Origin of the sequence: Roseivivax sp. THAF197b, from assembly GCF_009363255.1 — a bacterium.
In the GTDB taxonomy this organism is placed as follows: Bacteria; Pseudomonadota; Alphaproteobacteria; order Rhodobacterales; family Rhodobacteraceae; genus Roseivivax.
In genome coordinates, this window is the sequence record NZ_CP045318.1 from 3,172,144 (window position 1) to 3,195,306 (window position 23,163).

Genomic DNA, 23,163 nt, shown 5'->3' on the forward strand with positions numbered 1-23,163 from the left:
ACAACGCGCCCGCTTCATGCGTGAAGGTACTGGTGTCGAAGACCGGCGCTGCGACAACGCCTTCGCCTCCGCGCCCCACCGCGATCAGATCGGCAAGCCCACGACAAAGCGGGCGCCCAGCGGTTCGGACGAGATGTCGGCTTCGGTCGGGCGAATATTCTCGGCCCAGATGACGCCGTTATGCGCCTCCACGATCTGTTTCGAGATCGCGAGGCCAAGGCCGGAATTGTTGCCGAAATCGTTCTCCGGCCGCTGCGAATAGAAGCGCTTGAAGATCTTCGTCAGGGCCTGATCGGGGATGCCGGGGCCAGTATCCTCCACCACCACGAGCACCCTGTTGTCGCGCTTGCGCGCCCAGACGCGGATCGCGTCGCCATCCTCGCAGAAGGAAATGGCATTGGTGATGAGGTTGACGAAGACCTGCGCCAGCCGCGCCTCGAGGCCCTGGATCGCGATGGGCTGGGTCGGAAGATCGGCGATGAACTCGATGCCCTTCTTGCGCGCATCCTCGCCAAGATACTGCGTCAGGTTATCGAGCATCTCCAGGAGGTTGAATTCCTGCTCCTCCTCCTTGACCAGCTCGGAATCGAGGCGCGAGGCGTTGGAAATATCGGAGACCAGGCGGTCGAGCCGGCGCACATCGTGTTCGATCACGTCCAAGAGCTTGCCGCGATGCTCGTCCTTCTTGACGATCCTGAGCGAGCCGATGGCAGAGCGCAGGGATGCAAGCGGGTTCTTGATCTCGTGGGCGACGTCGGCTGCGAATTGTTCGTTGCTGTCGATCCGATCGTAAAGCGCACCCACCATGCCGCGCAATGCGCCCGACAAGCGGCCAATCTCGTCGGGTCGTGCGGTCAGATCGGGAATGCGGATGCGTCCGGGCTGGCTGGAGCGTTTGTTGCGGTCGCGTCCGATTTCAGCGGCATCCGCGAGGTCGGAGATGGGATTGGCGATGGTCGAGGCCAGCACCAGGCTCAGACCGATGGAGACGAGCGTTGCAATGACGAACATCTGCAGCACCCGCTCGCGCTCAAGGCGGACGGCGATGTCGATCTCGGAGGCGACCGCCACGAGGCCCAATGTGCCATGCGTGGTCTCGGCGCGCTGGATCGGCGTCAGCGCGGTGAACAGCGTCTCACCCGTGGCGGCGCTGGATTGCACCACATGGGTCCTGCCCGCCTCCAGCGTTTCGATCAGGCGGCGCAGCCGGTCCTCTTCGGAGAGCGGCGGATCACCCGCCAGCATGGTGAAGACGCCCGAAAGCCCCGACCAGACACGCCCCAGGAAATCCGAGATCACGGTGGGCTGTTCGGTCTCCGCATCCACGGCGAAGCTGTTGCTGAGGGACAAGGCACCGGTGCGATCGCCGACGAGGAATTTTTCCGTGTCGAAGACGAGGACGCGCGTGCCCTCCCGTAGATCCAGGCCTTCGAGCGTGGCCGCAACATCGACGCCGCTTTCGCTGCCGAGCCGCGCTTCCGGTATGTCGGGCAATTGCGCCTCGAAGACATCGGCCACCAGCTCCACCTCCGCCTCCATCGCGGAGGCGCGCTGAATGGCGAGCGTATCCCGCGAGGAATTGAGGTAGAGGATCCCCGCCACGAGGACATTCAGCGCGATCAGGTTGAAGGTGATGATCTTGCGCGTCAGCGGCGAGCGGTTGAGCGAGAACATGGAGCGGCGCGCGCGACTTTCGCGCAGCTCCTTCTCGACCGTGGAATCGGGCGCAACCCAGTCGTCACCCAGAACGACATCGTCGTCCTGGCGGCTGTCATTCGGCTCTCTGCCGGTCATCCCTATCCGTTCGGCCATCGCCATCGCGGCATCACTCTTCGTTGTAGCGATATCCGATGCCGTACAACGTCTCGATCGCCGAGAAATCATCATCGACCGAGCGCATCTTCTTGCGCAGCCGCTTGATGTGGCTGTCGATCGTGCGGTCGTCGACATAGACCTGATCGTCATACGCCACGTCCATCAGCTGGTCGCGCGATTTCACGAAGCCCGGCCGCTGCGCAAGCGCCTGGAGCAGCAGGAATTCCGTCACCGTCAACGAGACATCCCGGCCCTTCCAGGTCACCGAGTGGCGCAGCGGATCCATCGTGAGCGAGCCGCGCGTCATCAGCTTCGTCTCTTCGGTATCGCCCACCTCGTTGGTGGCGACCGCTTCCTGGCGGCGCAGAAGCGCGCGGATACGTTCGACCAGCAGGCGCTGCGAGAACGGCTTCTTGACGTAATCGTCCGCGCCCATGCGCAGGCCCAGAACCTCGTCGATCTCATCATCCTTGGAGGTCAGGAAAATCACCGGCATCTTGGATTTCTGGCGCACCCGCTGCAGCAGATCCATGCCATCCATCCGCGGCATCTTGATGTCGAACACGGCCATATCCGGCAACTTCTTGTTGAAGGCGTCGAGCGCGGCCTGCCCGTCATTATATGTCTCGACCTCGAAACCTTCCGCCTCCAGTGTCATCGACACCGAGGTCAGAATGTTCCGGTCATCGTCCACAAGAGCGATTCTGTTCATGGGAGGTGTCCTCATACTGCTCATGTTATAATTTTTTCCTCAATATGCGGGTTTTTCGCGATTGCGACAATTCCAATCTGCGAATCACTTCGGACACCGCCTCTAATAAGCCGCATTTTTCGTAACCAGCGGCTTAATCGTCACGGTCGGCCCGCGCGACCTTGCCGACCGCGCAATATGATTGCGCTAACCTGCGCCTGATTGCGCTAACGACGAGTTTGGGCACTGGCCGGACGCAAAAAACGCATGCTATGCCCGATAGGCTTGCTGTCGTCGACGCAGGCTCACCGCGCCCGCACTTGGACCGCGCTGACCTATTATTTGCACCAGACCGCGCATCCGCGGAGGAGCCAGAGATATGACATCCGGACGGGTAAATCCAAACTTCCGCCTTGAAGACCAGGGGATCGAAGGGCTCGGCAATGTCTATTACAACCAGATCGAGCCTGCGCTGATCGATGCGGCCCTGCGCCGCGACGAAGGCACGCTCGGCAAGGGCGGCGCCTTCCTCGTGACCACCGGCAATTTCACGGGCCGCTCCCCCAAGGACAAGCACGTCGTGAAAACGCCGTCGGTCGCGGACAACATCTGGTGGGAAAACAACGCCGAGATGACGCCCGACGCCTTCGATGCCCTGCATGCCGACATGCTGGAGCACATGAAGGGCGGCGATTACTTCGTGCAGGACCTTTTCGGCGGCGCCGATCCGACGCATCAGCTGAACGTGCGCGTCATCACGGAGCTGGCCTGGCATGGCCTCTTCATCCGCCACATGCTGCGTCGCCCCGACCGCGAAAGCCTCGATGATTTCACCGCCGATTTCACCATCATCAACTGCCCGACCTTCAAGGCCGACCCGGCCAAGCATGGCTGCCGCTCGGAGACGGTGATCGCACTCAACTTCGACAAGAAGCTGATCCTGATCGCCAACACCGAATATGCGGGCGAGAACAAGAAATCGGTTTTCACCCTGCTGAACTTCATGCTGCCCGAAAAGGGCGTCATGCCGATGCATTGCTCGGCCAACCACGCCAAGGGCAACCCGGTCGATACCGCCGTGTTCTTCGGCCTGTCGGGCACCGGCAAGACGACGCTGTCGGCCGATCCCGACCGGGTCCTGATCGGCGACGACGAACATGGCTGGTCCGAGCGCGGCACCTTCAACTTCGAAGGCGGCTGCTACGCCAAGACCATCAACCTCTCCGAAGAGGCCGAGCCCGAGATCTACGCCACGACCGAAAAATTCGGCACGGTGATCGAGAACATGGTCTTCGACGAAGAGACGCTGGAGCTCGATTTCGACGATGACAGCCTGACGGCGAACATGCGCTGCGCCTACCCGCTGGAATATATCTCCAACGCGTCGAAGACAGCGCTGGGCGGGCATCCGAAGAACATCATCATGCTGACCTGCGACGCCTTTGGTGTCCTGCCGCCGATCGCACGGCTGACGCCCGCGCAGGCGATGTATCACTTCCTGTCGGGCTTCACCGCCAAGGTCGCGGGCACCGAGCGGGGCGTGACCGAACCGCAGCCCACCTTCTCCACGTGCTTCGGCGCCCCCTTCATGCCGCGCCGCCCCGAGGTCTACGGCAACCTTCTGCGCGACAAGATCGCCAAGCACGGCGCGACCTGCTGGCTCGTGAATACCGGCTGGACCGGCGGCGCCTACGGCCAGGGTTCGCGCATGCCGATCCGCGCCACGCGCTCGCTGCTCTCCGCGGCCCTCGAAGGGCGTCTGTCGGGCGCGGAATTCCGCAAGGATCCGAATTTCGGCTTCGAAGTTCCGGTGAATGTCGAAGGCGTGGCGGAGCTGCTGCTGAACCCGCGCCGCACCTGGGACGACAAGGACGCCTATGACGCGCAGGCCGAAAAGCTGGTGAAGATGTTCGCCGACAATTTCGAGCAATACCTGCCCTTCATCGACGAGGACGTGAAAGCCGTCGCAATCGGCTGAGGCATCCGTTTCGAGACTTGGAAGGCCCCGGTCGTGTCAAACGTCCGGGGCTTTTTCATGAGCCCGCCGCATCCCGAGCAGCGCCCCTGCACGCGATGGGTCGGATCAATCAGGCACCGCGGCCGATCCCCGCCCACGTTAACCTTTCGTTCACCGTTTAATTGACTTCCCCGCCACGGAGCGCACCCTGTGGGCCATGCGTAGCCTCATTGCCCTCCTCGCCACCTGCGGCCCCGCCTTTGCCGACGCACTGACCTATGATCCGAGCAAGCTCGCTCTGGAACAGGGCGTGTTCTGCGACGTGCCTTCCATCGGCGAAATCGAAGCCCCTGGCACGGCTGCGGGCAAGATCGAGCTCTTCGAGGACATCCCCGACTTTCAATGGCGCACCGATGTCGTCCCGGCGGTTCCGAATGTCAGCTTCGGCATCAAGTCGAACGCGCTGGACGGGCAGCTTTATGATGATGTGCTGCTGACCCTGACGCATCCGCCCTTCCTCGACAGCGGTGTGGAGGAACAGGCCTATGTGACCGATCTCGGCGGGGTGTCGACCTCGATCAACGCCTACACGTTCGACATGCCCGAGGAGCGGGTCACGGGCGAATGGATCTTCCGGGCCATTCGCGACGATGAGGTGCTTTACGAGGCGCGTTTCACGGTCGTGCCGCGCAGCATGGCACCCGATATCGCGGCGGCCTGCGAGGGCATGCCCCTCTCCTGACACTCAGGCGAAATAGGCCCGCCGCACCAAGTTCAATCCCGCGATCAGCAGCACCCAGAGCGTGGCGCGCTTGAACGCCCGCTGGTCGATCCGGTCCTGCACCTGCCCGCCCAGCCACATGCCGAGGATGGCAGGCGGGATCATCGCGAGCGACAGCCAGACCGTCGCCGTGTTCAGCACGCCCGACCCCACATGCGCCACGGTCAACGCCAGCGCGCCCAGCCCGTAGATCACGCCCTGAATGCGCATCTGTTCGCGCTTTTCGGTTCCGAGTGCGGTGAGATACGCCACGACTGGCGGCCCCCAGACCCCCGACAGCCCGCCGATGAACCCGGCAAAGGCGGCAATCCCGATCTCGAGCCGCTTAGACGGCCCCGCAGGCAGCGTGCCGTTCCAGCCCGCGATCTGCGCCACCGCGAACAGCACGATCGGCACGCCGATGAGGGCGAACATCGCGTTCACGGACAGGATCGCGACCAATTGGGCGGACAGGAACAGCATGACAGCGCCCACGATCAGGAAGGTGCGGAACCGCCGGGCCGAGCCCAGCGCCGCCTGCGGCCCCTGCCGCAGCGCCTGCATCCCGTTGGTGGCCAGCGTCGGCAGGATCAGCGCTGCCAGCGCCAGTTCCGGCGTCACGACCGAGCCGAGCCCGGAAATCATGATCATCGGCATGGCGAAGCCCACCACGCCCTTCACGAAACCCGCAAGCAGCGTGATCGCGATGGCGCCCGCCCATTGCAGGGGCGTCAAAAGGTCAACGAGCATTTCCATGCCTGCCCTGATATCAAACACCTAGCGAAGGGCCAGCACAAAGCGTCGCGCAATATTCGTATCTTTTCGCATATTCTTGCGTATGAATGTTGCGCTGCAGGTGCGAAGACGCTATGCGAAGGTCAAGCGGAAAAAGGACGTGATTCATGGCACATGACGGTCAGGACCTGACACTCACCGGCAGCGCGGTACTGCCCGACCTCCTCGCGCTCACCAAGGCTGCCGTTCCCGCCGCCGAGGCGGTTCGGGACCTCGCGAAGGAAGCGCTGGCCGCACGGGTCAGCGAAGACGGCCGCGTTTCGGGCGCGCTGATCGACCGCGACCAGACCGCCGCACACGGCTTTGCCTGGCTCGCCACCTACGTGGAGGCGCTACGCGAGATGCAGCGCTGGGCCGAAGCGCTGCAATCGGAAGGCAATTTCGGCGAGGTCGAGCAGCTTCTGCACCAGATCGCCTTCGGCGAGTACCTGCACCAGATCGCGGGCGGCATCCCGATGAACCAGGGCGAGGTCTTCCGCCTGGCCGAGCTGGGCCTGGGCTGGACCGCGCTCGCCTCCTTCCAGGAGCCCGCCATTCAGTCCCTGATGGCCGAGGGCAACACCGCCGCTGCCCGGATGCGTCTGGTCGAGCTGATGCGCGAACGTTCCGCCGAAATTACGGTGGGCCGCTCGGGCCTCGATGAAGAACTGGAGATGATCCGCGAACAATTCGCGCGCTACGCCGCCGACAAGGTCGCGCCTCACGCCCATGAATGGCACCTCAAGGACGAGCTCATCCCGATGGAGATCATCGAGGAGCTGTCCGAAATGGGCGTCTTCGGCCTGACCATCCCCGAGGAATTCGGCGGCCTTGGCATGTCGAAAGCGTCGATGTGCGTCGTCTCCGAGGAGCTGTCGCGCGGCTATATCGGTGTCGGATCACTCGGCACCCGCTCCGAGATCGCGGCGGAACTGGTGATCGCGGGCGGCACGCCTGAGCAGAAGGAAAAGTGGCTGCCTGGGCTCGCCTCGGGTGAAATCCTGCCGACCGCCGTCTTCACCGAACCGAATACCGGCTCTGACCTGGGTTCGCTGCGCACGAAGGCCACCAAGGACGAGAATGGCGATTGGATCCTGAACGGCAACAAGACCTGGATCACCCATGCCGCGCGCACTCATGTGATGACCGTGCTCGCGCGCTCGGTGCCGGGGACGGACAATTACAAGGGCCTGTCGATGTTCCTGGCGGAGAAGACGCCCGGCACGGACGAGGCGCCCTGGCAGGATCCCGGCATTTCGGGTGGTGAGATCGAAGTGCTCGGCTATCGCGGGATGAAGGAATACACCGTCAATTTCGACGACTTCAAAGTGAAGGGCGAGAACCTTCTGGGCGGCGAAGAGGGCAAGGGCTTCAAGCAGCTTATGGAGACCTTTGAAAGCGCCCGCATCCAGACCGCCGCACGGGCCATCGGGGTTGCGCAGAACGCGCTCGACGTGGGCATGAAATATGCCGAGGACCGCAAGCAATTCGGCCGCTCCATCGTCGAGTTCCCGCGTGTGGCCTCAAAGCTCGCCATGATGGCCGTTGAGATCATGGTGGCGCGTCAGCTCACCTATTTCTCCGCCCGCGAAAAGGATCAGGGCCGCCGTTGCGACATCGAGGCGGGCATGGCCAAGCTTCTGGGCGCCCGCGTCGCTTGGGCCGCAGCGGACAACGCGCTGCAGATCCATGGCGGCAACGGCTTCGCGCTGGAATATCCCGTGAGCCGCATCCTCTGCGATGCGCGCATTCTCAACATCTTCGAGGGTGCGGGCGAAATTCAGGCGCAGGTCATCGCGCGGCGCCTGCTGGGGTAACCGCCCCTCCAAGGCGCGCAATATTCGGCCCTGATCGGCGTTTGACCGGTCAGGGCCTTTTCTTTCCAGCGTCCCCGTTGCAGGTTCCGGCACAGGCAAAGGGAGCTTGCGATGTTTCTCGGGATCGATATCGGCACATCCGGCGTCAAGGTCTGCCTGATCGACGCGGGCACCCGCGTCCTGGGCGATGCGACCGCGCCCCTTTCGATTTCCCATCCGCAGCCCGGTTGGTCCGAGCAGACGCCCGAAGATTGGTGGCGTGCCGTCGTCTCCGCCACGCGCGAGGTTCTGGAGGCGCATCCCGGTGCGGCGGACAAGATCGAGGGCATCGGCCTTTCGGGGCAGATGCATGGCGCGGTGCTTCTCGATTCCGCACGCGAGGTGATCCGCCCCGCAATCCTGTGGAATGATGGCCGGTCCGAGGCTCAATGCGCGGAGATCGCAGCCCAGGATGCGGGCCTTGCCGAAATCGCGGGCGTGCGCCCGATGGCCGGGTTTACCGCGCCGAAACTCAAATGGCTCGCGCAGCACGAACCCGCCGCCCATGCCCGCATCGCGCATGTGCTGCTTCCGAAGGACTGGATCGGGATGCGGCTGCATGGCGGGCTCGTCACGGATCCCTCTGATGCCGCCGGCACGTTCTGGTTCGATCAGGCGAAGGGGACCTGGTCGAAGGCGCTTTGTGCTGCGACCGATACCGATATTCGCTGGCTGCCGGAGTTGCGCGCGGGCAACGAGATCGCGGGTGCGTTGACGCCCGAGGCGGCGCAGGCGCTTGGCCTGCCCGCAGGCGTGTCCGTCGCAGCTGGGGCCGGTGATGCTGCGGCAGGCGCGGTCGCCATCGGTGCGATCCGCGAAGGGATGGGCTTCATCTCGCTCGGCACGTCGGGCCAGGTCTTCCTGCCGACCACCACCTACCGCGCGGCCCCCGAGGCAGGCGTGCATTCCTTTGCCCACACGGTGCCGGGTCTCTGGTTCCAGATGGCCGCCATCCTGAACGGTGCACGGCCCATGAGCTGGTTTGCCGATGTCGCGCAGGCGCCCATCGCGACGCTTTTGGACGAGGCGGCCGCTGTGTCGGTCGACCGGCTGCCGCTGTTTCTGCCCTATCTCACGGGCGAGCGCACGCCGCATGGCGACACCGACATCCGCGCAGGCTTCTACGGGCTCGCGAATGGCACGGGTCGTGCCGAGATGATGCGTGCCGTGCTGGATGCGATCGCCATGAGCCTTGCAGATGCGACGGACGCCATCGCCAGCGCCACGCCCCTGCCCGACGCCATGCTGACGCTGGGCGGCGGGGCGCGCAGCGATCTGCTCCTGCAGACCATCGCCGATGCGACCGGGCTGACGCTGGAGCGGGGTGAGAAGGCCGAGATCGGTCCTGCCTACGGCGCGGCCTTGCTCGGTGCCTCGGCTGCGGGCGCGGGAGCGATGGAGACACTGGTCCGCCGTCCCGAGGTGATCGCACGGTTCACCCCGTCCGAGGCCGGTGCGGCGCGGCTCGCGCCCCGGCTCGACGCCTATCGCGCGCTCTATCAGGCGCTGAAGCCGGTCAGCCGGATGGCGTATTGAGTGGCCCGACCCTCCAATGAAAAACGCCGGTCCGAAAGAGGACCGGCGTTTCCCGAAACAGCGTTAGTTTCGCGTCACGACACCATCGGCAGATCCCGCGGCGCCTCACCCTTGAGCGCGCGCCAGGCATTGGCCACGGCAGGCGCGATGGGCGGGGTGCCCGGCTCGCCGATACCCGTGGGATCGGCATCGGAGGCGATGATCGCCACCTCGACCTCCGGCATCTCGGTGATCCGCAGCATCCGGTATGTGTCGAAGTTGCGCTCCTCTACGACCCCGCCTTCGCCCAGCGTCAGCGTGTTGAAAAGCGCGGAGCCAAGGCCGTAGCCCAGACCGCCCTCGATTTGCGCGCGGATGACGTTCGGATTGACCGCGATGCCGCAATCGACCGCGACCCAGACCTTGTGCACGCGCGGCTCGCCGCGATCGTCGGAGACTTCCGCGATCATCGCGCAATAGGTCGAGAAGGATTCGTGCAGCGCGACCCCGTAGGCACGGTCGCCCTTCACCCGTTCACCGTCCCAACCGGCCATCTCGGCCACGCGCTCCAGCACGGCGCGGTCGCGACCGGCATCGTCCTTGAGAAGATCGAGACGGCCCTGAACGGCATCCTTGCCTGCCTTTTCGAGAAGCTCGTCGAGGAAGACCTCGGTCGCGTAGGCGGTGTGGGTATGGCCGACCGAGCGCCACCACAGAACGGGCACGCCGGTTTCCATCTTCACCCAATCGACCGTCAGGTTGGGCAGGTCATAGGGCATCTTGGTCGATCCTTCATAGGAGGTGGGATCCTCCGGGTTGCCCTGATCGAGCATGGTGCCGTTGATGATCGACTGGTTCACGATCCGGTTTTCCCAGCCGACGATATTGCCCTCGGCATCGAGCCCGCCGCGCAGCTTGTGCACGGTCATCGGACGGTAGAAGCCGCCGGTCATGTCGTCTTCGCGGGTCCAGATCAGCTTCCAGGCGCCATCGCCGCCTGCTGCCTTTGCGATTTCGGCGATCTCGGAGCCGATCTGAGGGATGGTCTGCGCACGGCGTCCGAAAGAGCCACCGGCATACATGACGTTCATCGTGACGTTTTCGGCATCAAGGCCCAGCGTCTGCACCACCGCGCCCTTGTCGAAGCCCGGGAATTGCGCACCCATCCAGATCTCCGCCGCGCCGTCGCGGACTTCCAGGACGGCATCCATGGGCTCGAGCGTGGCATGGGCGAGATAGGGGAAGCTGAACTCCGCCTCGTGCATCGTCTCGGCGCCGTCGATGGCTGAGGCGCTGTCGCCCGTCTCCTCGACGACGAGGCCCGGCGATTGTGCGGCATCGCGAAAGGTTTGCAGGATCTCGGCAGAACTGCGCGTCTCCGCCTCCGACATGTCCCATTCGACGGAAAGCGCATTGCGTCCCTTGATCGCCGCGGCGGTGGAGGTGGCGTAGACCGCCACACCTTGCGGGATCTGGCGTACGGCCGTGACACCGCGCACCTTCTCGGCCTCGGTCGCATCGAAACTGGCGACCTTGGCCCCCATCACGTCCGGGTGGCGCACCACGACGTATTCCATGCCCTCGCGATAGACATCCATCGTGAAGGTCGCGGTGCCGGTCGATTTCGCCCGACTGTCGACCTTGGGCATGTCCGTGCCGATGTAGGTGAATTCCGAGGGGTTCTTGACCGCAGGCTCCACCGGCACGTCCTGTCGCGCGGCAGCCTCGGCGAGATCGCCGAAGGTCGCGGTCTGTCCCGATGCCTCGTGGCTGAGAACGCCCTGCGCCACGGTGATGCCCGACGCATCGACGCCCCATTCCTCGGCTGCGGCGGCGACGAGCATGGCGCGCGCGGCGGCCCCCGCCTGGCGCATCTGCATCCAGCTATTGGCCATGGCGGTCGAACCACCCGTGCCCTGAAGACCGAAGAAGAGGTTCTTGTAGAGCTCGTTATTGGCAGGCGCGCTTTCGACGCGCATCTGGTCCCAGCTCGCATCCATCTCTTCGGCGACGAGCGTGGCAAGGCCCGTATAGGGCCCCTGCCCGAACTCGATATGCTTGCAGATGAAGGTCACGGTGTTGTCGGGAGCCACACGCACGAAGGCGTTGGGGGCGAAGGTGCCCTCTGCGGCCTCTCCGGTCGTCATGACGGCGGCGGCGCCCGATTGCGCGCGGCCCTTCATCGGCAGCGTCAGGCCGATCACGAGGCCCGCGGAGGAGGCCAGGAATTGACGGCGGGTTTGGGTGTTCATGGCTCAGCCCTCCAGCGTGTCGGCGGCGTCGTGGATTGCGGCGCGGATGCGGGTATAGGTCGCGCAGCGGCAGACATTGCCCCACATCGCGTTGTCGATATCGGCATCCGACGGCTTCGGCGTGTCGCGCAGAAGGGCTGTCGCGCTCATCACCTGGCCCGACTGGCACCAGCCGCATTGCGGCACGTCGATCGCGGTCCAGGCATCCTGCACCGCCTTCGCCTCGGGCCCGTCGAGCCCCTCGATCGTGGTGATCTCGGCACCGTCCAGCGTGCCGACCTGTGTCTGGCAGGATCGCACCGGCGCCCCGTCGAGCATGACCGTGCAGGCGCCGCATTGCGCGATCCCGCAGCCGAACTTCGTACCCGTCAGACGCAGCTCGTCGCGCAGCGCCCAAAGAAGCGGCGTGTCATCATCGACGTCGAGCGTCACCGATTTCCCGTTCACCGTGAAGCTTGCCATGTCATTCTCCTTGCTGAGAGGGTCGGGAGGACGCCGCGCGAGCGCACGTCTCGTCTGTCCCGAACCAAGTGAATCTGCTGATGTTCGGGCACCTAATGCGACGCCCGCGGGCTTCCATGCCTTTTCTGGCCGCGCAAGGTCTGCATTTCCGAAGCGGTCGCGTGCAGCATAGCACAACCGTCGCCCCTCCGCGTCCGCTGGATGGCGCGATCATAACCGCCATCCACACTTTTCCGTGTGGCCAGGGTGCCGGGACGGTGGAAGCTTTTGTGTCCGGGCGCTAGGGTATGCGAGGATTTCGGACGGATTGTCCACGGGAGGAGACCTTACTTGTATCCCAGACGTATTATTCCCGGCATGCTCTGGGGCCTTGTGAGTTCCACCGCGCTTTCCCTGCCCGCTTTCGCGTTGAACGATATCGACATTCGCGTCGACGCCGCGTCGGAGGCCGACGAAGAAGAAATCGCGGCAGCGCTTGAGGCGGCCTCATCGCTGGTTGCGGGCGATGTCGAGGGGCTGGAGACGCCGCAGGAAGTCGCCGCCGCCGCCCTGTCGGATTATTCCAACGCGCTCGGCGTGCTTTATGATCGTGGCTATTACAGCGGCGTCGTGTCGGTGATGCTGGACGGGCGCGAGGTCTCGGACATAGAGCTTCTGGCCCTGCCCGACGCCTTCGGACGCGCCGTGATCCGGGTCGAGACCGGTCCGCGGTTCACCTTCCGGGAGGCCTCCATCGCGCCCGTGAACAGCGACACCGAACTGCCCGAGGGCTTCACCCCCGGTGCGGTCGCCGAGACCGCAGTGGTGCGCAACGCCGTCTCCGCGACGATCGAGGGCTGGCGCCAGGACGGCTATGCCAAGGCCCGCACCGTCTCGGAGGAGGCCATCGCCTATCACGATGTGGCCGAACTCTCGGTGCGGATCGGCGTCGATCAGGGCCCGCGCGTGCGCTTCGGCGACATGATCATCGCGTCGGACAGCGCCGTGCGGCAATCGGCGCTGCGTCGGATCGCGGGCTTCCCCTCGGGCGAGCGGTTCGATCCCGACGATGTGCAGACCGTCACCGGCCGGTTGCGCGCCACGGGCGCCTTCTCGGCGGTCACGCTCAGCGAAGCGGAGACGGTCAATCCCGACGGCACCATGGACATGCGCCTCGAGGTCAGTGATCGCAAACCCCGCCGGATCGGCTTCGGTGCGGAATATTCCACGCTGGAAGGGGTGGGCTTCACGGCGTTCTGGCTGCACCGCAACATCTTCGGCGGGGCCGAACGTCTGCGCTTCGATGGATCGGTCTCCAATATCGGCACGGCGGAAAGCGGCATCGATTACGGTGTCTCGGCCCGTCTCGATATCCCGGCAATCTACGGCGCCGATACGGATGGCTACCTGCTTGGCTCGCTGTCGCGCGAGGACGAGCCGACCTACATTTCGAACCGCGCCGAGGTCGAGGTCGGCGTGACCCGCATCCTCAACGACCGATACACGGCCGAGCTGGGCCTGGGCCTGTCCTATTCGGAAACCGAAGACGACCTCGGCAATCGCGAGTTCCTGCTGCTCACGCTTCCCGCGACCCTGACCTATGACGTCCGCTCGGACGAGCTGAACCCACGCCAGGGCTATTTCGCAACCGCCACTGCCACGCCGTTCTACGGCCTTACCGGCACCGAGAGCGGCATGAAATTCGACTTCGATGCGCGCGCCTATCTGGGTTTCGGCAAGGGCGATCCGACCGTCGCGGCATTCCGGCTCCAGCTCGGCTCCGTCGTGGGGCCGGATGAGGAAAGCGCCCCGCCCGACTTTCTCTATACCTCGGGCGGCGGCGGTACGGTGCGCGGCCAGCCCTATCAATCGCTCGCGGTCGATCTGGGCAATGGCGACGAGATCGGGGGGCGCAGCTTCCTCGGCCTGTCGAGCGAATTGCGCCAGGACGTGACCGATTCCATCGGCGTCGTGGCCTTCTACGACGCGGGCTATATCGGCGCCGAAAGCTTCTATGACGGCTCGGGCGAATGGCATTCGGGCGCAGGCCTGGGCGTGCGTTACCAGACGGGCATTGGCCCGATCCGCTTCGATATCGCCACCCCCGTGGGCGGCGAGACGAGCGACGGCATTCAAATCTACATCGGAATCGGACAAGCCTTTTGAGACATCTGACCGCCGCCAGCATCGCCGCAAGTCTCGCCCTGACGCTGCCGGGCCCAGCGCCCGCACAGGATGACGATCGCGGCCGTCTCGAAGCGCTGATCGAGGACAACCTCTCGGGCGAGGGCTTCCAGGTCGACGTGGTGGGGTTCGAAGGCGCGCTCAGCTCCGAAGCGCGGCTCGAAGCGCTGACCATCGCCGATGCCGATGGCGTCTGGCTGACCCTGCGGGGCGTCGTGCTGGACTGGAACCGCGCGGCTCTTCTGCGCGGAAGGGTGTCGGTGAACGAACTCGTCGCGGACGAAATCCTCGTCCCCCGCCTGCCGGGCGGCGGCGGAGAGGCCGACGCGGAGTTGCCCGATGCCGAAGCGCAGCCCTTTTCGCTGCCCGAACTGCCCGTGTCGGTGCAGGTGGGCCGCATCGCCGCCGAACGCGTCGTTCTGGGCGCGCCGCTTCTGGGCGAAGAGGCGGTCATTTCGCTCGAAGGCTCCGCAAGCCTCGAAGGGGGCGAAGGTGACGTAGATATCGCGGTTGAACGGCTGGATCGCGGCGGCTCCCTCAATCTCGTGGGCTCGTTCCTGAACGAAACCGGCGTTCTGTCGCTCGATCTGTCGCTCGAAGAGCCCGAAGGCGGCATCGCGGCCAAGCTGATCAATCTGCCAGGCGAGCCTCCCGTTGCGGTCTCCGTCGAAGGCGAAGGCCCTCTGTCCGATTTCACCGCCGATATCGTCCTGGCCACCGACGGCGAGGAGCGCATCACCGGCCAGGTCGAGGTTCTGGCGCTGGAGGGCGACACGCCCGGCACCGGGTTCAACGCGCAGATCGCGGGTGATATTCGTCCCCTTCTGACCCCGGAAAACCGCGAATTCTTCGGGGAGAATCTCAGCCTCGACGTGGCTGGACAAAGCCTGGCCACCGGGGAGCTGACCATCGACACGCTAGCGCTCGACAGCGATGCAATCCAGCTCAACGGCGATCTGGCCTTGGGTCCCGACAAATGGCCCGAGCGGATCCGCCTGACAGGGCGCATCGGCGGCGTCGATGGCGGGCCGATCCAGCTGCCCATTCCGGGCGCGCCGACCCGCATGGAAAGCGCCGATCTGAACGTACGCTACGATGCCGAACAGGGTGACGGCTGGACGGCGGAGCTGTCCGTCGTGGAATTCGAACAACCAACGCTGTCGGCGGATCAGTTTCGCCTGAACGGCTCCGGCACGCTCATTCGCGGCACCGGGAATGCCATTGGCCGCGTTGAGGGGCGCGTCGATCTTGCGGGCGAGGCACTGGCCTTCGCCGATCCCGCCCTCGCCGAAGCGGTGGGCGGCCGTCTCGAAGGCCTGATCGCATTCTCCTTCCAGGAAGGCGAAGCGCTACGCCTGTCCGAGATCGACCTCGACGGGGCGGGCGTCGCCATCGACGGCGCGCTCGAGATCGGCGGGATCACCAACGATCTGAACCTCGCCATCGAAGGGGATGTGCAAGTCGAAACGGCTGATATCGCACGGTTCTCCGCACTTGCGGGCCGCGAATTGTCGGGCGGAGCAGATGCGCGCGTTTCGGGCCGGGTCGAGCCCCTGTCGGGCGCGTTCGATGCCGAGATCACAGGCACGGTGCGCGACCTCGTCACCGGCATCGCCGAGGCGGACCGCCTGCTTGACGGCGCGACGGAGCTTGCGCTGAGCGCGCGCCGCGATGGCGCGGGTATTCTGCTGCGCAGCCTCACCGTCGATGCGCCCGAAGCGCAACTGGCCGCCTCGGGTCGCCTGGGCGGTGGCACCGGCAATGCAGAGATCGACCTGTCCGTGGCGGAAATCTCCGAAATCCTGCCGGAGCTGTCGGGTGCTCTGACCTTCGACGGCACGGCCCGGAACGAAGGCGATGACTGGCAGATCGTCGGTGACATCACCGGGCCGGGACGCACCCGCGCGGTGGTCGATGCGGCACTGCAACTGATCGAAGGGCAGCTTCAAGCCGTGGGCGGCACGCTTTCAGCCGATGTCGAGGACCTGTCGGTCTATTCGGATATCGCACAACGCCCGCTTGGCGGCGCGATCAGCGTCAATGCGGAAGGCAGCGCCGATCTGAGCCTCGCCACCGCCAGCATTGCCGCCACGGGCAGCGTCCGCGATCCGGTCACGGGGATTGCCGAAGCCGATCGCCTGCTTGCCGGACGCACGGAGTTCGAGATCGATGGTGCCAAGACCGAGGAAGGCTTCCTCCTGCGACTGCTCGACGTGGTGGGCGAACGGATCGCGGTGGATGCGGACGGGCGCTACCTGCCCGATGACAGTGCGGCGAATTTCGATATCCGTCTCAGCGATCTCGGCGATGTCGTCAGTTCCATGTCGGGCGGCGCGCGCATTACCGGGGCCACAACGCAAAGCGGCGATGATTGGGACATTACCCTCGACGCGACAGGCCCGGGCGGCCTGTCTGCGGATGTGGATGCCGTCGCAATCGTACAGGAACTGATGCCGCAATCGGTGTCGGGCGATGTGGCGCTCAGCGTCAACACGCTGGGCGCTTATGCGGCGCTCATCGGTCAGGCGCTCAGCGGGTCAATCGATGCGACCGCGAATGGATCATACGACCTGACATCAGGCGCGGCGGATGTGTCCCTCGATGCGGAGGCCGCGGCCCTGTCGACCGGGATCGCAGCGGTGGACCAATTGCTGCGCGGGGGCCTGACGGATGTGACCTTCCGCGGCGGCCGGACCGATACGGGCAACTTCGTGATCGAGGATTTCGAACTCGACACGCCGCAGCTCGACGCGCAGGCCAACGGCACCTATGGCAACGATGGCAGCCAGATCGTCTATGCGGCACGGCTTGCCGATATCGGGCTCTTCGTGCCCGAGTTCAACGGCCCCGCGACGGTCGAGGGCAACGCGGTCGGACAAGGCGACAACTGGCGCATCGACGCCGATCTGACCGCGCCCGGCGGCACACGGGCCAGCGTGGAGGGCAATGTCGCAGGCGACGCCTCGACCGTGAATCTCGACGTGAATGGCTCCGCCCCGCTTGGCCTTGCCAATCCGTTCCTCGAGCCGAATCTCATCGGTGGCATCGCCAATTTCGATCTCGCGGTGAACGGCGTACCCGGGCTCGAAGCGGTCACTGGCCAGATCACGAGCCAAGGCGCGCAATTCACCCTACCGTCCCAAGGCATCGCCCTGACCGGGATAAACGCGCAAATCGGGCTCAATGGCGCGCAGGCGCAGATCGAGCTGACCGGCAACGTCGATACCGGCGGCAATCTGCGGGTGTCGGGACCGGTGGCCCTGTCCGCGCCCTTCAATGGCGATCTGGCGATTGCGCTCAACGATGTGGTCATTGCCGATCCGGGGCTGTTCCAGACCACGATCGACGGGCAGATGTCGCTCGCAGGGCCCTTGGCCTCGACCGCGGTGCTGAGCGGCGATGTGACCCTCGGCGAGACCGAGGTGCGCGTGCCCTCGGGCAGCGGTGCGACCGCGCTCGGCTTCCCGGTGACCCATGTGGGTGAAAGCAGCGCCGTCCGGCAGACGCTTCTCCGCGCAGGCCTTGAGCCCGAACCCGAGCGGCAAAGCGGCGTAGGGGGCGGCGGTGTGAATTACGGCCTCGACCTGACGGTCAACGCGCCGTCGCGGATCTTCATTCGCGGTCGCGGCCTCGATGCGGAGCTGGGTGGCACGCTGACCGTGGGCGGCACGCTCCAGAACATCCAGCCCCGTGGCCGGTTCGAACTGATCCGCGGTCGGCTGAGCATCCTTGGCCAGCGGATCGAACTCGACGAGGCGACGATCGCCCCCCAGGGCGACCTCAACCCCTTCATCCGCGTCGTGGCCGAAACCCAGAGCGGGGAGACCCAGATCCGGGTGATCATCGAAGGCCAAGTCTCCGCACCGGAAGTGACGTTCGAATCGACGCCGGAGCGACCGCAGGAAGAAGTCCTGTCGCTTCTGCTGTTCGGACGGGACCTGTCGGAAATCTCCGCGCTTCAGGCGCTACGGATCGCAGGCGCGATCAACACGCTTGCGGGCCGGGGGCCGGGTATCTCGGAGACGCTGCGCGCCAATACCGGGCTCGACAACCTCGATTTGCAGACAAGTCAGGACGGCACGACCGCGGTCAGTGTCGGCAAGTATATCGGCGACAACGCGTACACGGACGTGACGGTTAATTCCGCAGGCGAGACTGAGATCAATCTCAACCTCACCATCACCGACAGCGTGACCGCACGCGGCACCGTCACATCGAGCGGCAATACCGGGGTCGGGATCTACTACGAACGGGATTACTGACAGGTAGGGACGCGGGCGTGATCGACGCCCGCTTCTCAGGCCTTGACGCGGTTATGCGCCTCGCGCTCGACCTTTGCGATCTCGCCGGTGGCGAGGACCGGTGAGGCGTCGTACTTGCCCTCGTCGAGCATCATCGCCACGCGTTCCAGCACCGAAACGATCATCGACTGCTCCCACTCGGGCAGGCTTTCGAATTGCTGAACGTAGCGCTGTTGCAGGGCGTTGGGCGCCGCATCGAGGCGCGCCTTCCCGGCATCGGTGATGGTCAGGTCGATCTGTCGGCGATCCGCGACGGATTGCTGCCGCTCCAGTAGCCCGTAATTCTGCAACTTCTTGATCAGCACGGAAATTGTGGCCTGGCTGACCCCCATCCGGTTCGCGATCTCGGACGGGTGGCAATTGCCGGTCTCCGCCACGATCTGCAGCACGCGGAGCTGCACGGCAGTCAGCCCGGCATCGCGCGCGAGATTGCGGCCATAATCTTCGGTTGCACGCAGGATACGGCGTATCGCGACGAGGCTGGTATCGGTTCTGTCCATACGCTGTTCGGGTCCTGTACCGAATGCGCGCGCGGCGGCGTTCTGATCTGTTGAAAGCGCGTCGCGCCCATCCGCGTCGAGGGTCATTTTCTTGTCCAACATGAAACTTAGTTAGGCTTACTATCTTTCATTACAATATGCTAGCCTATACTTTACATGCACAAGTGATTTTGTCGCAGTGCGGCACGCCTACCCACCGCCTGAAGCCACGCTATATACGCGTTATGGCCATAAAACGCAGGGTCTTCGGGCGGCTGTGAGATGGCGGACCAAATGAAATTACTTAGCACCTTGAAGTATTATGCAGATGCATTACACTTAGTGAAGCAAAGCAAATTGTGTAAAAGGCGAGACCCGTGCAAACCTTGCAAGAGACCAACACCACCGGAACAGTGACCTTCCGCAAACCCGTGCGCGAAGACGGTGCCGCGATCTGGGAGCTCATCCGCAGCTGCAAGCCGCTGGATGAAAATTCCATGTATGCGAACCTGCTCCAGGCGGACCATTTCCGCGACACGTGCGTCGTGGCGGATCTGGACGGTGAGATCGTTGGCTGGATCTCGGCCTATATCACGCCCCACGACCCCGACACGATGTTCGTCTGGCAGGTTGCAGTCTCCGCTTCCGCACGCGGCATGGGCCTTGGCACGCGCATGCTATCCGCCCTCATGGCGCGCGAAGAAGCCAGCGATTGCAAGCGCATGAACACGACGATCACGCTCGACAACGACGCCTCTTGGGCGCTGTTCCAGCGGTTCGCGGACAAGAACAACGCAATCCTCTCCTCCGAAGCGCATTTCACGCGCGACACGCACTTCAATGGTGAGCACGCGACCGAGCACATGGTCACCATCACCTTCCGCGAGGCGATCCTCGAAAGCGCGGCCTGATACGGGCCGCGCACCCCGCCTCCCCTCCACTTTCCCGATAATCCCCGATGAAAGGACGTCCCATGTCGACGACCGTTACGAAAGATATTTTTGAGCGCCGCGAATCCGAGGCGCGTTCCTATTGCCGCAACTTCGATACCATCTTCACCAAGGCGGTCGGTTCCGAGATGACCGATGCCGACGGCAAGACCTATATCGACTTTCTCGCGGGCTGCTCCTCGCTGAATTACGGGCACAATGACCCGGACATGAAGCAGGCCCTCGTCGAGCACATCATGGGCGACGGCATCGCGCATGGTCTCGACATGTACACGGCCGAAAAGGCGCGCTTCCTCGAGACCTTCGAGAGCCACATCCTGCAGCCGCGCGGCATGGACGACTACAAGATCATGATGACCGGCCCCACCGGCACCAACGCGGTCGAGGCCGCGATGAAGCTGGCGCGCAAGGTCACTGGCCGTCGCAACATCATCACCTTCACCAACGGCTTTCACGGCATGACCATGGGTGCTCTGTCCCTGACGGGGAACGCGTCGAAGCGTGCCGGCGCCGGCAATTCCTGCGGCGGTCTCTGCGGCGTGACGCACATGCCCTATGACGGTGCGTTCGGCGAAGGCGTCGACACGCTCAGCCAGATCGAGATGATGCTGGAGAACACGTCCTCGGGCATCGACGCGCCCGCGGCCTTCATCTTCGAGCCGATCCAAGGCGAAGGTGGCCTCAACGCGGCCTCCATCGAATGGATGCAGGGCATTGCCAAGCTCGCCGAAAAGCACGGCGCGATGCTGATCATCGACGACATCCAGTCGGGCTGTGGCCGTTCGGGCACCTACTTCTCCATTGAGGAGGCGGGCATCAAGCCGGACATGATCACCCAGGCGAAATCGCTTTCGGGCTTTGGCCTGCCCTTCGCGGCGCTTCTGATCAAGAAGCAGTACGACATCTGGAAACCGGCCGAGCATAACGGCACGTTCCGGGGCAACACCCATGCTTTCGTCACGGGCCGCGTCACGCTCGAGAAGTTCTGGGCCGATGACAGCTTCCAGACGAAGGTTCAGGAAAAGGCTGTGCAGCTGACCGCCGGTCTGCAGGTCATCGCCGACGAGATCCCGGGCGCCAAGCTCAAGGGTCGCGGCATGATGCAGGGCGTCGATGTCGGCTCCGGCGAAATGGCCTCCGATATTTGCGCGCGCGCCTTCGAGAAAGGTCTCATCATCGAGACATCGGGCGCCGATGACGAAGTGGTCAAGGTGCTTGTCGCCCTGACCGTTCCCACCGAGACGCTTCAGAAGGGCCTCGACATTCTGCTCGAAGCCGTCCGCGAAGCGTCCGCCACCAACAAAATTGCAGCGGAGTAACAGACATGATCGTTCGCGACGAAAACCAACTCAAGGGCACCGACCGTGCCGTCTCCGATGCGGACTGGACCTCGGTCCGGATGCTTCTGGCCGACGACAAGATGGGCTTCTCGTTCCACATCACCTATCTGAAGGCCGGTTCGGAGCACACGTTCCACTACAAGAACCACTTCGAGAGCGTCTATTGCATGTCCGGCAAGGGCTCGATCACCGATCTGGCCACCGGCGAGACGCATGAGATCAAGCCCGGCGTGATGTACGCACTCGACCAGCATGACAAGCACACGCTGCGGGCCGAGGAAGAGCTCGTCATGGCGTGTTGCTTCAACCCGCCGGTCACCGGCCACGAAGTGCACCGCGAAGACGGCTCCTACGCTGCTCCTGACGAGGCGGCTTAACCAAAGCTGATAGGCATATCATGGCTACCGAATTCAAGAACCACACGGTCGAGAAGATCGGCGGCACCTCCATGTCGCGCCTGGACGAGCTGCTTGAGCCGCTCTTCCAGGTCGGCAGCCCCGATTACGGGCGGATGTTTGTCGTCTCGGCCTTTGCGGGCATCACCAACGCGCTTCTCGAGCACAAGAAAAGCGGCGAGCCGGGCGTTTACGCTCATTTTGCCGAAAACACCGAGGAGCACGGCTGGATGGGCGCGCTCTCCAAGGTCGACAAGCTCATGCGCGAGGCGCACGACGGGCTTCTGACCCATTCGGCCGACAAGAGCGACGCGAACGATTTCGTCCGGGAACGGGTGGAGGGCGTCCGCAACTGCCTGATCGACCTGCATCGCCTCTGCTCCTACGGGCATTTCCGCCTGTCGCAGCATATGTCCGTCACGCGCGAGATGCTGTCGGGCCTGGGCGAGGCGCATTCGGCCTACGTGACCACGCTGCTTCTGCGCCGCAATGGCGTGAACGCGCGGTTCGTGGACCTGTCGGGATGGCGCGATGACCGCGTCATGGACCTCGACGAGCGTATTCACGACGGGTTGAAGGATGTCGACCTCGACGCGGAAATGCCGATCATCACGGGCTACGCGCAATGCGCCGAGGGCCTGATGAACAAGTATGACCGCGGCTATTCCGAGGTCACGTTCAGCCAGATCGCATCGCTGACGAAAGCGCGCGAGGCGATCATCCACAAGGAATTCCACCTGTCTTCGGCGGATCCGAACCTTGTCGGTGCCGAGAACGTGCGCAAGCTTGGTCACACCAACTACGACGTGGCAGACCAGCTGTCGAACATGGGGATGGAAGCGATCCACCCGACCGCCGCCAAGGCCCTGCGTCAGGCACAGGTGCCGCTGCGCGTGACCAATGCGTTCGAGCCGGAAGACCCGGGCACGCTGATCGACGAGGCGGAGGCCGAACAGGGCGTCGCCGAGATCGTCTGCGGAGTCGATGTCTTCGCGCTGGAGCTTTTCGAGCAGGACATGGTCGGTGTGAAGGGCTACGACGCCCGCATCCTTGAACTGCTCGCACAGTTCGACATGCGCATCGTCTCGAAGACTTCCAATGCCAACACGATCACGCATTATGTCGATGCGCCGCTGAGTGCACTGCGCAAGACCGAAAAGCGCCTGCACGAAAGCTATCCCGGCTCGGATGTGAGCGTGCGGTCCACCGCCATCGTCTCCGTGATCGGGCGGGATCTGCGTGGTCTGCATGTGCTGGAGCGCGGCCTCGGCGCCCTACGCGAAGCAGGGATCGACGTAATCTCGGCCCACCAGACAACACGGACGGTAGACGCGCAGTTCGTCGTGAACCGCGACGACCGCGACACATGCGTCAAGATCCTGCACGACACTTTCATGGGAAAGGGTAAAGAGGCGCCGAAACTCGTCGCCTGATCTGATCCCTAGGATGAAAA

General features: G+C 64.2%; 16 protein-coding genes. 10 read left to right on the top strand and 6 right to left on the bottom strand.

What is annotated here, in order from left to right; translation table 11 throughout:
* Positions 1–84: 84 nt before the first annotated feature.
* Both FIV09_RS15265 and FIV09_RS15270 read right to left on the bottom strand, forming a co-directional pair.
* Entirely contained in the window at positions 85–1,818 is a 1,734-nt protein-coding gene (locus tag FIV09_RS15265) for a sensor histidine kinase (RefSeq protein WP_152451202.1), read from the bottom strand.
* Between the two features lie 7 nt (positions 1,819–1,825).
* Positions 1,826–2,527: a response regulator transcription factor gene (locus tag FIV09_RS15270; RefSeq protein ID WP_152451204.1), complete on the bottom strand. Its 702-nt coding sequence runs from the start codon at positions 2,525–2,527 to the stop codon at positions 1,826–1,828.
* A 358-nt stretch (positions 2,528–2,885) separates the two neighbouring features.
* Between FIV09_RS15270 and FIV09_RS15275 the strand changes: the two genes are divergently transcribed.
* Positions 2,886–4,484: a phosphoenolpyruvate carboxykinase gene (locus FIV09_RS15275; protein ID WP_152451206.1), complete on the top strand. Its 1,599-nt coding sequence runs from the start codon at positions 2,886–2,888 to the stop codon at positions 4,482–4,484.
* Positions 4,485–4,680: 196 nt separating this feature from the next.
* On the top strand, positions 4,681–5,205 hold the full coding sequence (locus FIV09_RS15280; protein WP_152451208.1) for a DUF3859 domain-containing protein: 525 nt from the start codon (positions 4,681–4,683) through the stop codon (positions 5,203–5,205).
* A gap of 3 nt (positions 5,206–5,208) precedes the next feature.
* On the opposite strand, the gene FIV09_RS15285 is transcribed toward FIV09_RS15280, so the two are convergent.
* Positions 5,209–5,979 carry a sulfite exporter TauE/SafE family protein gene (locus FIV09_RS15285; RefSeq protein WP_152451210.1) on the bottom strand — a complete coding sequence of 257 codons (771 nt, stop codon included), beginning with the start codon at positions 5,977–5,979 and terminating at the stop codon, positions 5,209–5,211.
* A 146-nt stretch (positions 5,980–6,125) separates the two neighbouring features.
* Between FIV09_RS15285 and FIV09_RS15290 the strand changes: the two genes are divergently transcribed.
* Both FIV09_RS15290 and xylB read left to right on the top strand, forming a co-directional pair.
* On the top strand, positions 6,126–7,814 hold the full coding sequence (locus FIV09_RS15290) for an acyl-CoA dehydrogenase family protein (protein WP_152451212.1): 1,689 nt from the start codon (positions 6,126–6,128) through the stop codon (positions 7,812–7,814).
* A 111-nt stretch (positions 7,815–7,925) separates the two neighbouring features.
* Complete coding sequence (gene xylB, locus FIV09_RS15295) at positions 7,926–9,389, top strand: xylulokinase (RefSeq protein ID WP_152451214.1); 1,464 nt, start codon at positions 7,926–7,928, stop codon at positions 9,387–9,389.
* A 74-nt stretch (positions 9,390–9,463) separates the two neighbouring features.
* Here the strand turns inward: xylB and FIV09_RS15300 are convergent, their stop codons facing one another.
* The gene (locus tag FIV09_RS15300) at positions 9,464–11,620 is read right to left on the bottom strand and encodes a xanthine dehydrogenase family protein molybdopterin-binding subunit (RefSeq protein WP_152451216.1); all 2,157 of its coding nucleotides are present in this window, start codon (positions 11,618–11,620) and stop codon (positions 9,464–9,466) included.
* Between the two features lie 3 nt (positions 11,621–11,623).
* Positions 11,624–12,082, bottom strand: coding sequence for a (2Fe-2S)-binding protein (locus tag FIV09_RS15305; RefSeq protein WP_152451218.1), 459 nt, complete (start codon positions 12,080–12,082; stop codon positions 11,624–11,626).
* 330 nt (positions 12,083–12,412) lie between these two features.
* On the opposite strand from FIV09_RS15305, the gene FIV09_RS15310 reads away from it, so the two are divergent.
* Together FIV09_RS15310 and FIV09_RS15315 are read left to right on the top strand one after the other, a co-directional pair.
* The gene (locus tag FIV09_RS15310; protein WP_254702243.1) at positions 12,413–14,227 is read left to right on the top strand and encodes an autotransporter assembly complex family protein; all 1,815 of its coding nucleotides are present in this window, start codon (positions 12,413–12,415) and stop codon (positions 14,225–14,227) included.
* Positions 14,224–18,507: a translocation/assembly module TamB domain-containing protein gene (locus FIV09_RS15315; protein WP_152451220.1), complete on the top strand. Its 4,284-nt coding sequence runs from the start codon at positions 14,224–14,226 to the stop codon at positions 18,505–18,507. Before FIV09_RS15310 ends, FIV09_RS15315 begins: the two co-directional genes overlap by 4 nt.
* A 35-nt stretch (positions 18,508–18,542) precedes the next feature.
* On the opposite strand, the gene FIV09_RS15320 is transcribed toward FIV09_RS15315, so the two are convergent.
* On the bottom strand, positions 18,543–19,133 hold the full coding sequence (locus FIV09_RS15320) for a MarR family winged helix-turn-helix transcriptional regulator (RefSeq protein WP_371417718.1): 591 nt from the start codon (positions 19,131–19,133) through the stop codon (positions 18,543–18,545).
* 269 nt (positions 19,134–19,402) lie between these two features.
* On the opposite strand from FIV09_RS15320, the gene ectA reads away from it, so the two are divergent.
* From ectA to FIV09_RS15340, 4 genes are all read left to right on the top strand, one after another.
* Positions 19,403–19,936, top strand: coding sequence for a diaminobutyrate acetyltransferase (gene ectA / locus FIV09_RS15325; RefSeq protein WP_172975751.1), 534 nt, complete (start codon positions 19,403–19,405; stop codon positions 19,934–19,936).
* Positions 19,937–19,998: 62 nt separating this feature from the next.
* Entirely contained in the window at positions 19,999–21,294 is a 1,296-nt protein-coding gene (gene ectB, locus FIV09_RS15330; protein WP_152451222.1) for a diaminobutyrate--2-oxoglutarate transaminase, read from the top strand.
* Between the two features lie 5 nt (positions 21,295–21,299).
* Positions 21,300–21,692: an ectoine synthase gene (locus FIV09_RS15335; RefSeq protein ID WP_152451224.1), complete on the top strand. Its 393-nt coding sequence runs from the start codon at positions 21,300–21,302 to the stop codon at positions 21,690–21,692.
* A gap of 20 nt (positions 21,693–21,712) precedes the next feature.
* Positions 21,713–23,143 carry an aspartate kinase gene (locus FIV09_RS15340; protein ID WP_152451226.1) on the top strand — a complete coding sequence of 477 codons (1,431 nt, stop codon included), beginning with the start codon at positions 21,713–21,715 and terminating at the stop codon, positions 23,141–23,143.
* Positions 23,144–23,163 lie beyond the last annotated feature (20 nt).

What these genes read in the sequence shown, in the direction of transcription:
- FIV09_RS15300 (WP_152451216.1), bottom strand. Translation starts at nt 11,620, where the DNA reads ATGAACACCCAAACCCGCCGTCAATTCCTGGCCTCCTCCGCGGGCCTC.
- FIV09_RS15305 (WP_152451218.1), bottom strand. Translation starts at nt 12,082, where the DNA reads ATGGCAAGCTTCACGGTGAACGGGAAATCGGTGACGCTCGACGTCGAT.
- FIV09_RS15335 (WP_152451224.1), top strand. Translation starts at nt 21,300, where the DNA reads ATGATCGTTCGCGACGAAAACCAACTCAAGGGCACCGACCGTGCCGTC.
- FIV09_RS15265 (WP_152451202.1), bottom strand. Translation starts at nt 1,818, where the DNA reads ATGGCGATGGCCGAACGGATAGGGATGACCGGCAGAGAGCCGAATGAC.
- FIV09_RS15320 (WP_371417718.1), bottom strand. Translation starts at nt 19,133, where the DNA reads ATGACCCTCGACGCGGATGGGCGCGACGCGCTTTCAACAGATCAGAAC.
- ectB (WP_152451222.1), top strand. Translation starts at nt 19,999, where the DNA reads ATGTCGACGACCGTTACGAAAGATATTTTTGAGCGCCGCGAATCCGAG.
- FIV09_RS15270 (WP_152451204.1), bottom strand. Translation starts at nt 2,527, where the DNA reads ATGAACAGAATCGCTCTTGTGGACGATGACCGGAACATTCTGACCTCG.
- FIV09_RS15340 (WP_152451226.1), top strand. Translation starts at nt 21,713, where the DNA reads ATGGCTACCGAATTCAAGAACCACACGGTCGAGAAGATCGGCGGCACC.
- FIV09_RS15290 (WP_152451212.1), top strand. Translation starts at nt 6,126, where the DNA reads ATGGCACATGACGGTCAGGACCTGACACTCACCGGCAGCGCGGTACTG.
- xylB (WP_152451214.1), top strand. Translation starts at nt 7,926, where the DNA reads ATGTTTCTCGGGATCGATATCGGCACATCCGGCGTCAAGGTCTGCCTG.
- FIV09_RS15275 (WP_152451206.1), top strand. Translation starts at nt 2,886, where the DNA reads ATGACATCCGGACGGGTAAATCCAAACTTCCGCCTTGAAGACCAGGGG.
- FIV09_RS15285 (WP_152451210.1), bottom strand. Translation starts at nt 5,979, where the DNA reads ATGGAAATGCTCGTTGACCTTTTGACGCCCCTGCAATGGGCGGGCGCC.
- FIV09_RS15280 (WP_152451208.1), top strand. Translation starts at nt 4,681, where the DNA reads ATGCGTAGCCTCATTGCCCTCCTCGCCACCTGCGGCCCCGCCTTTGCC.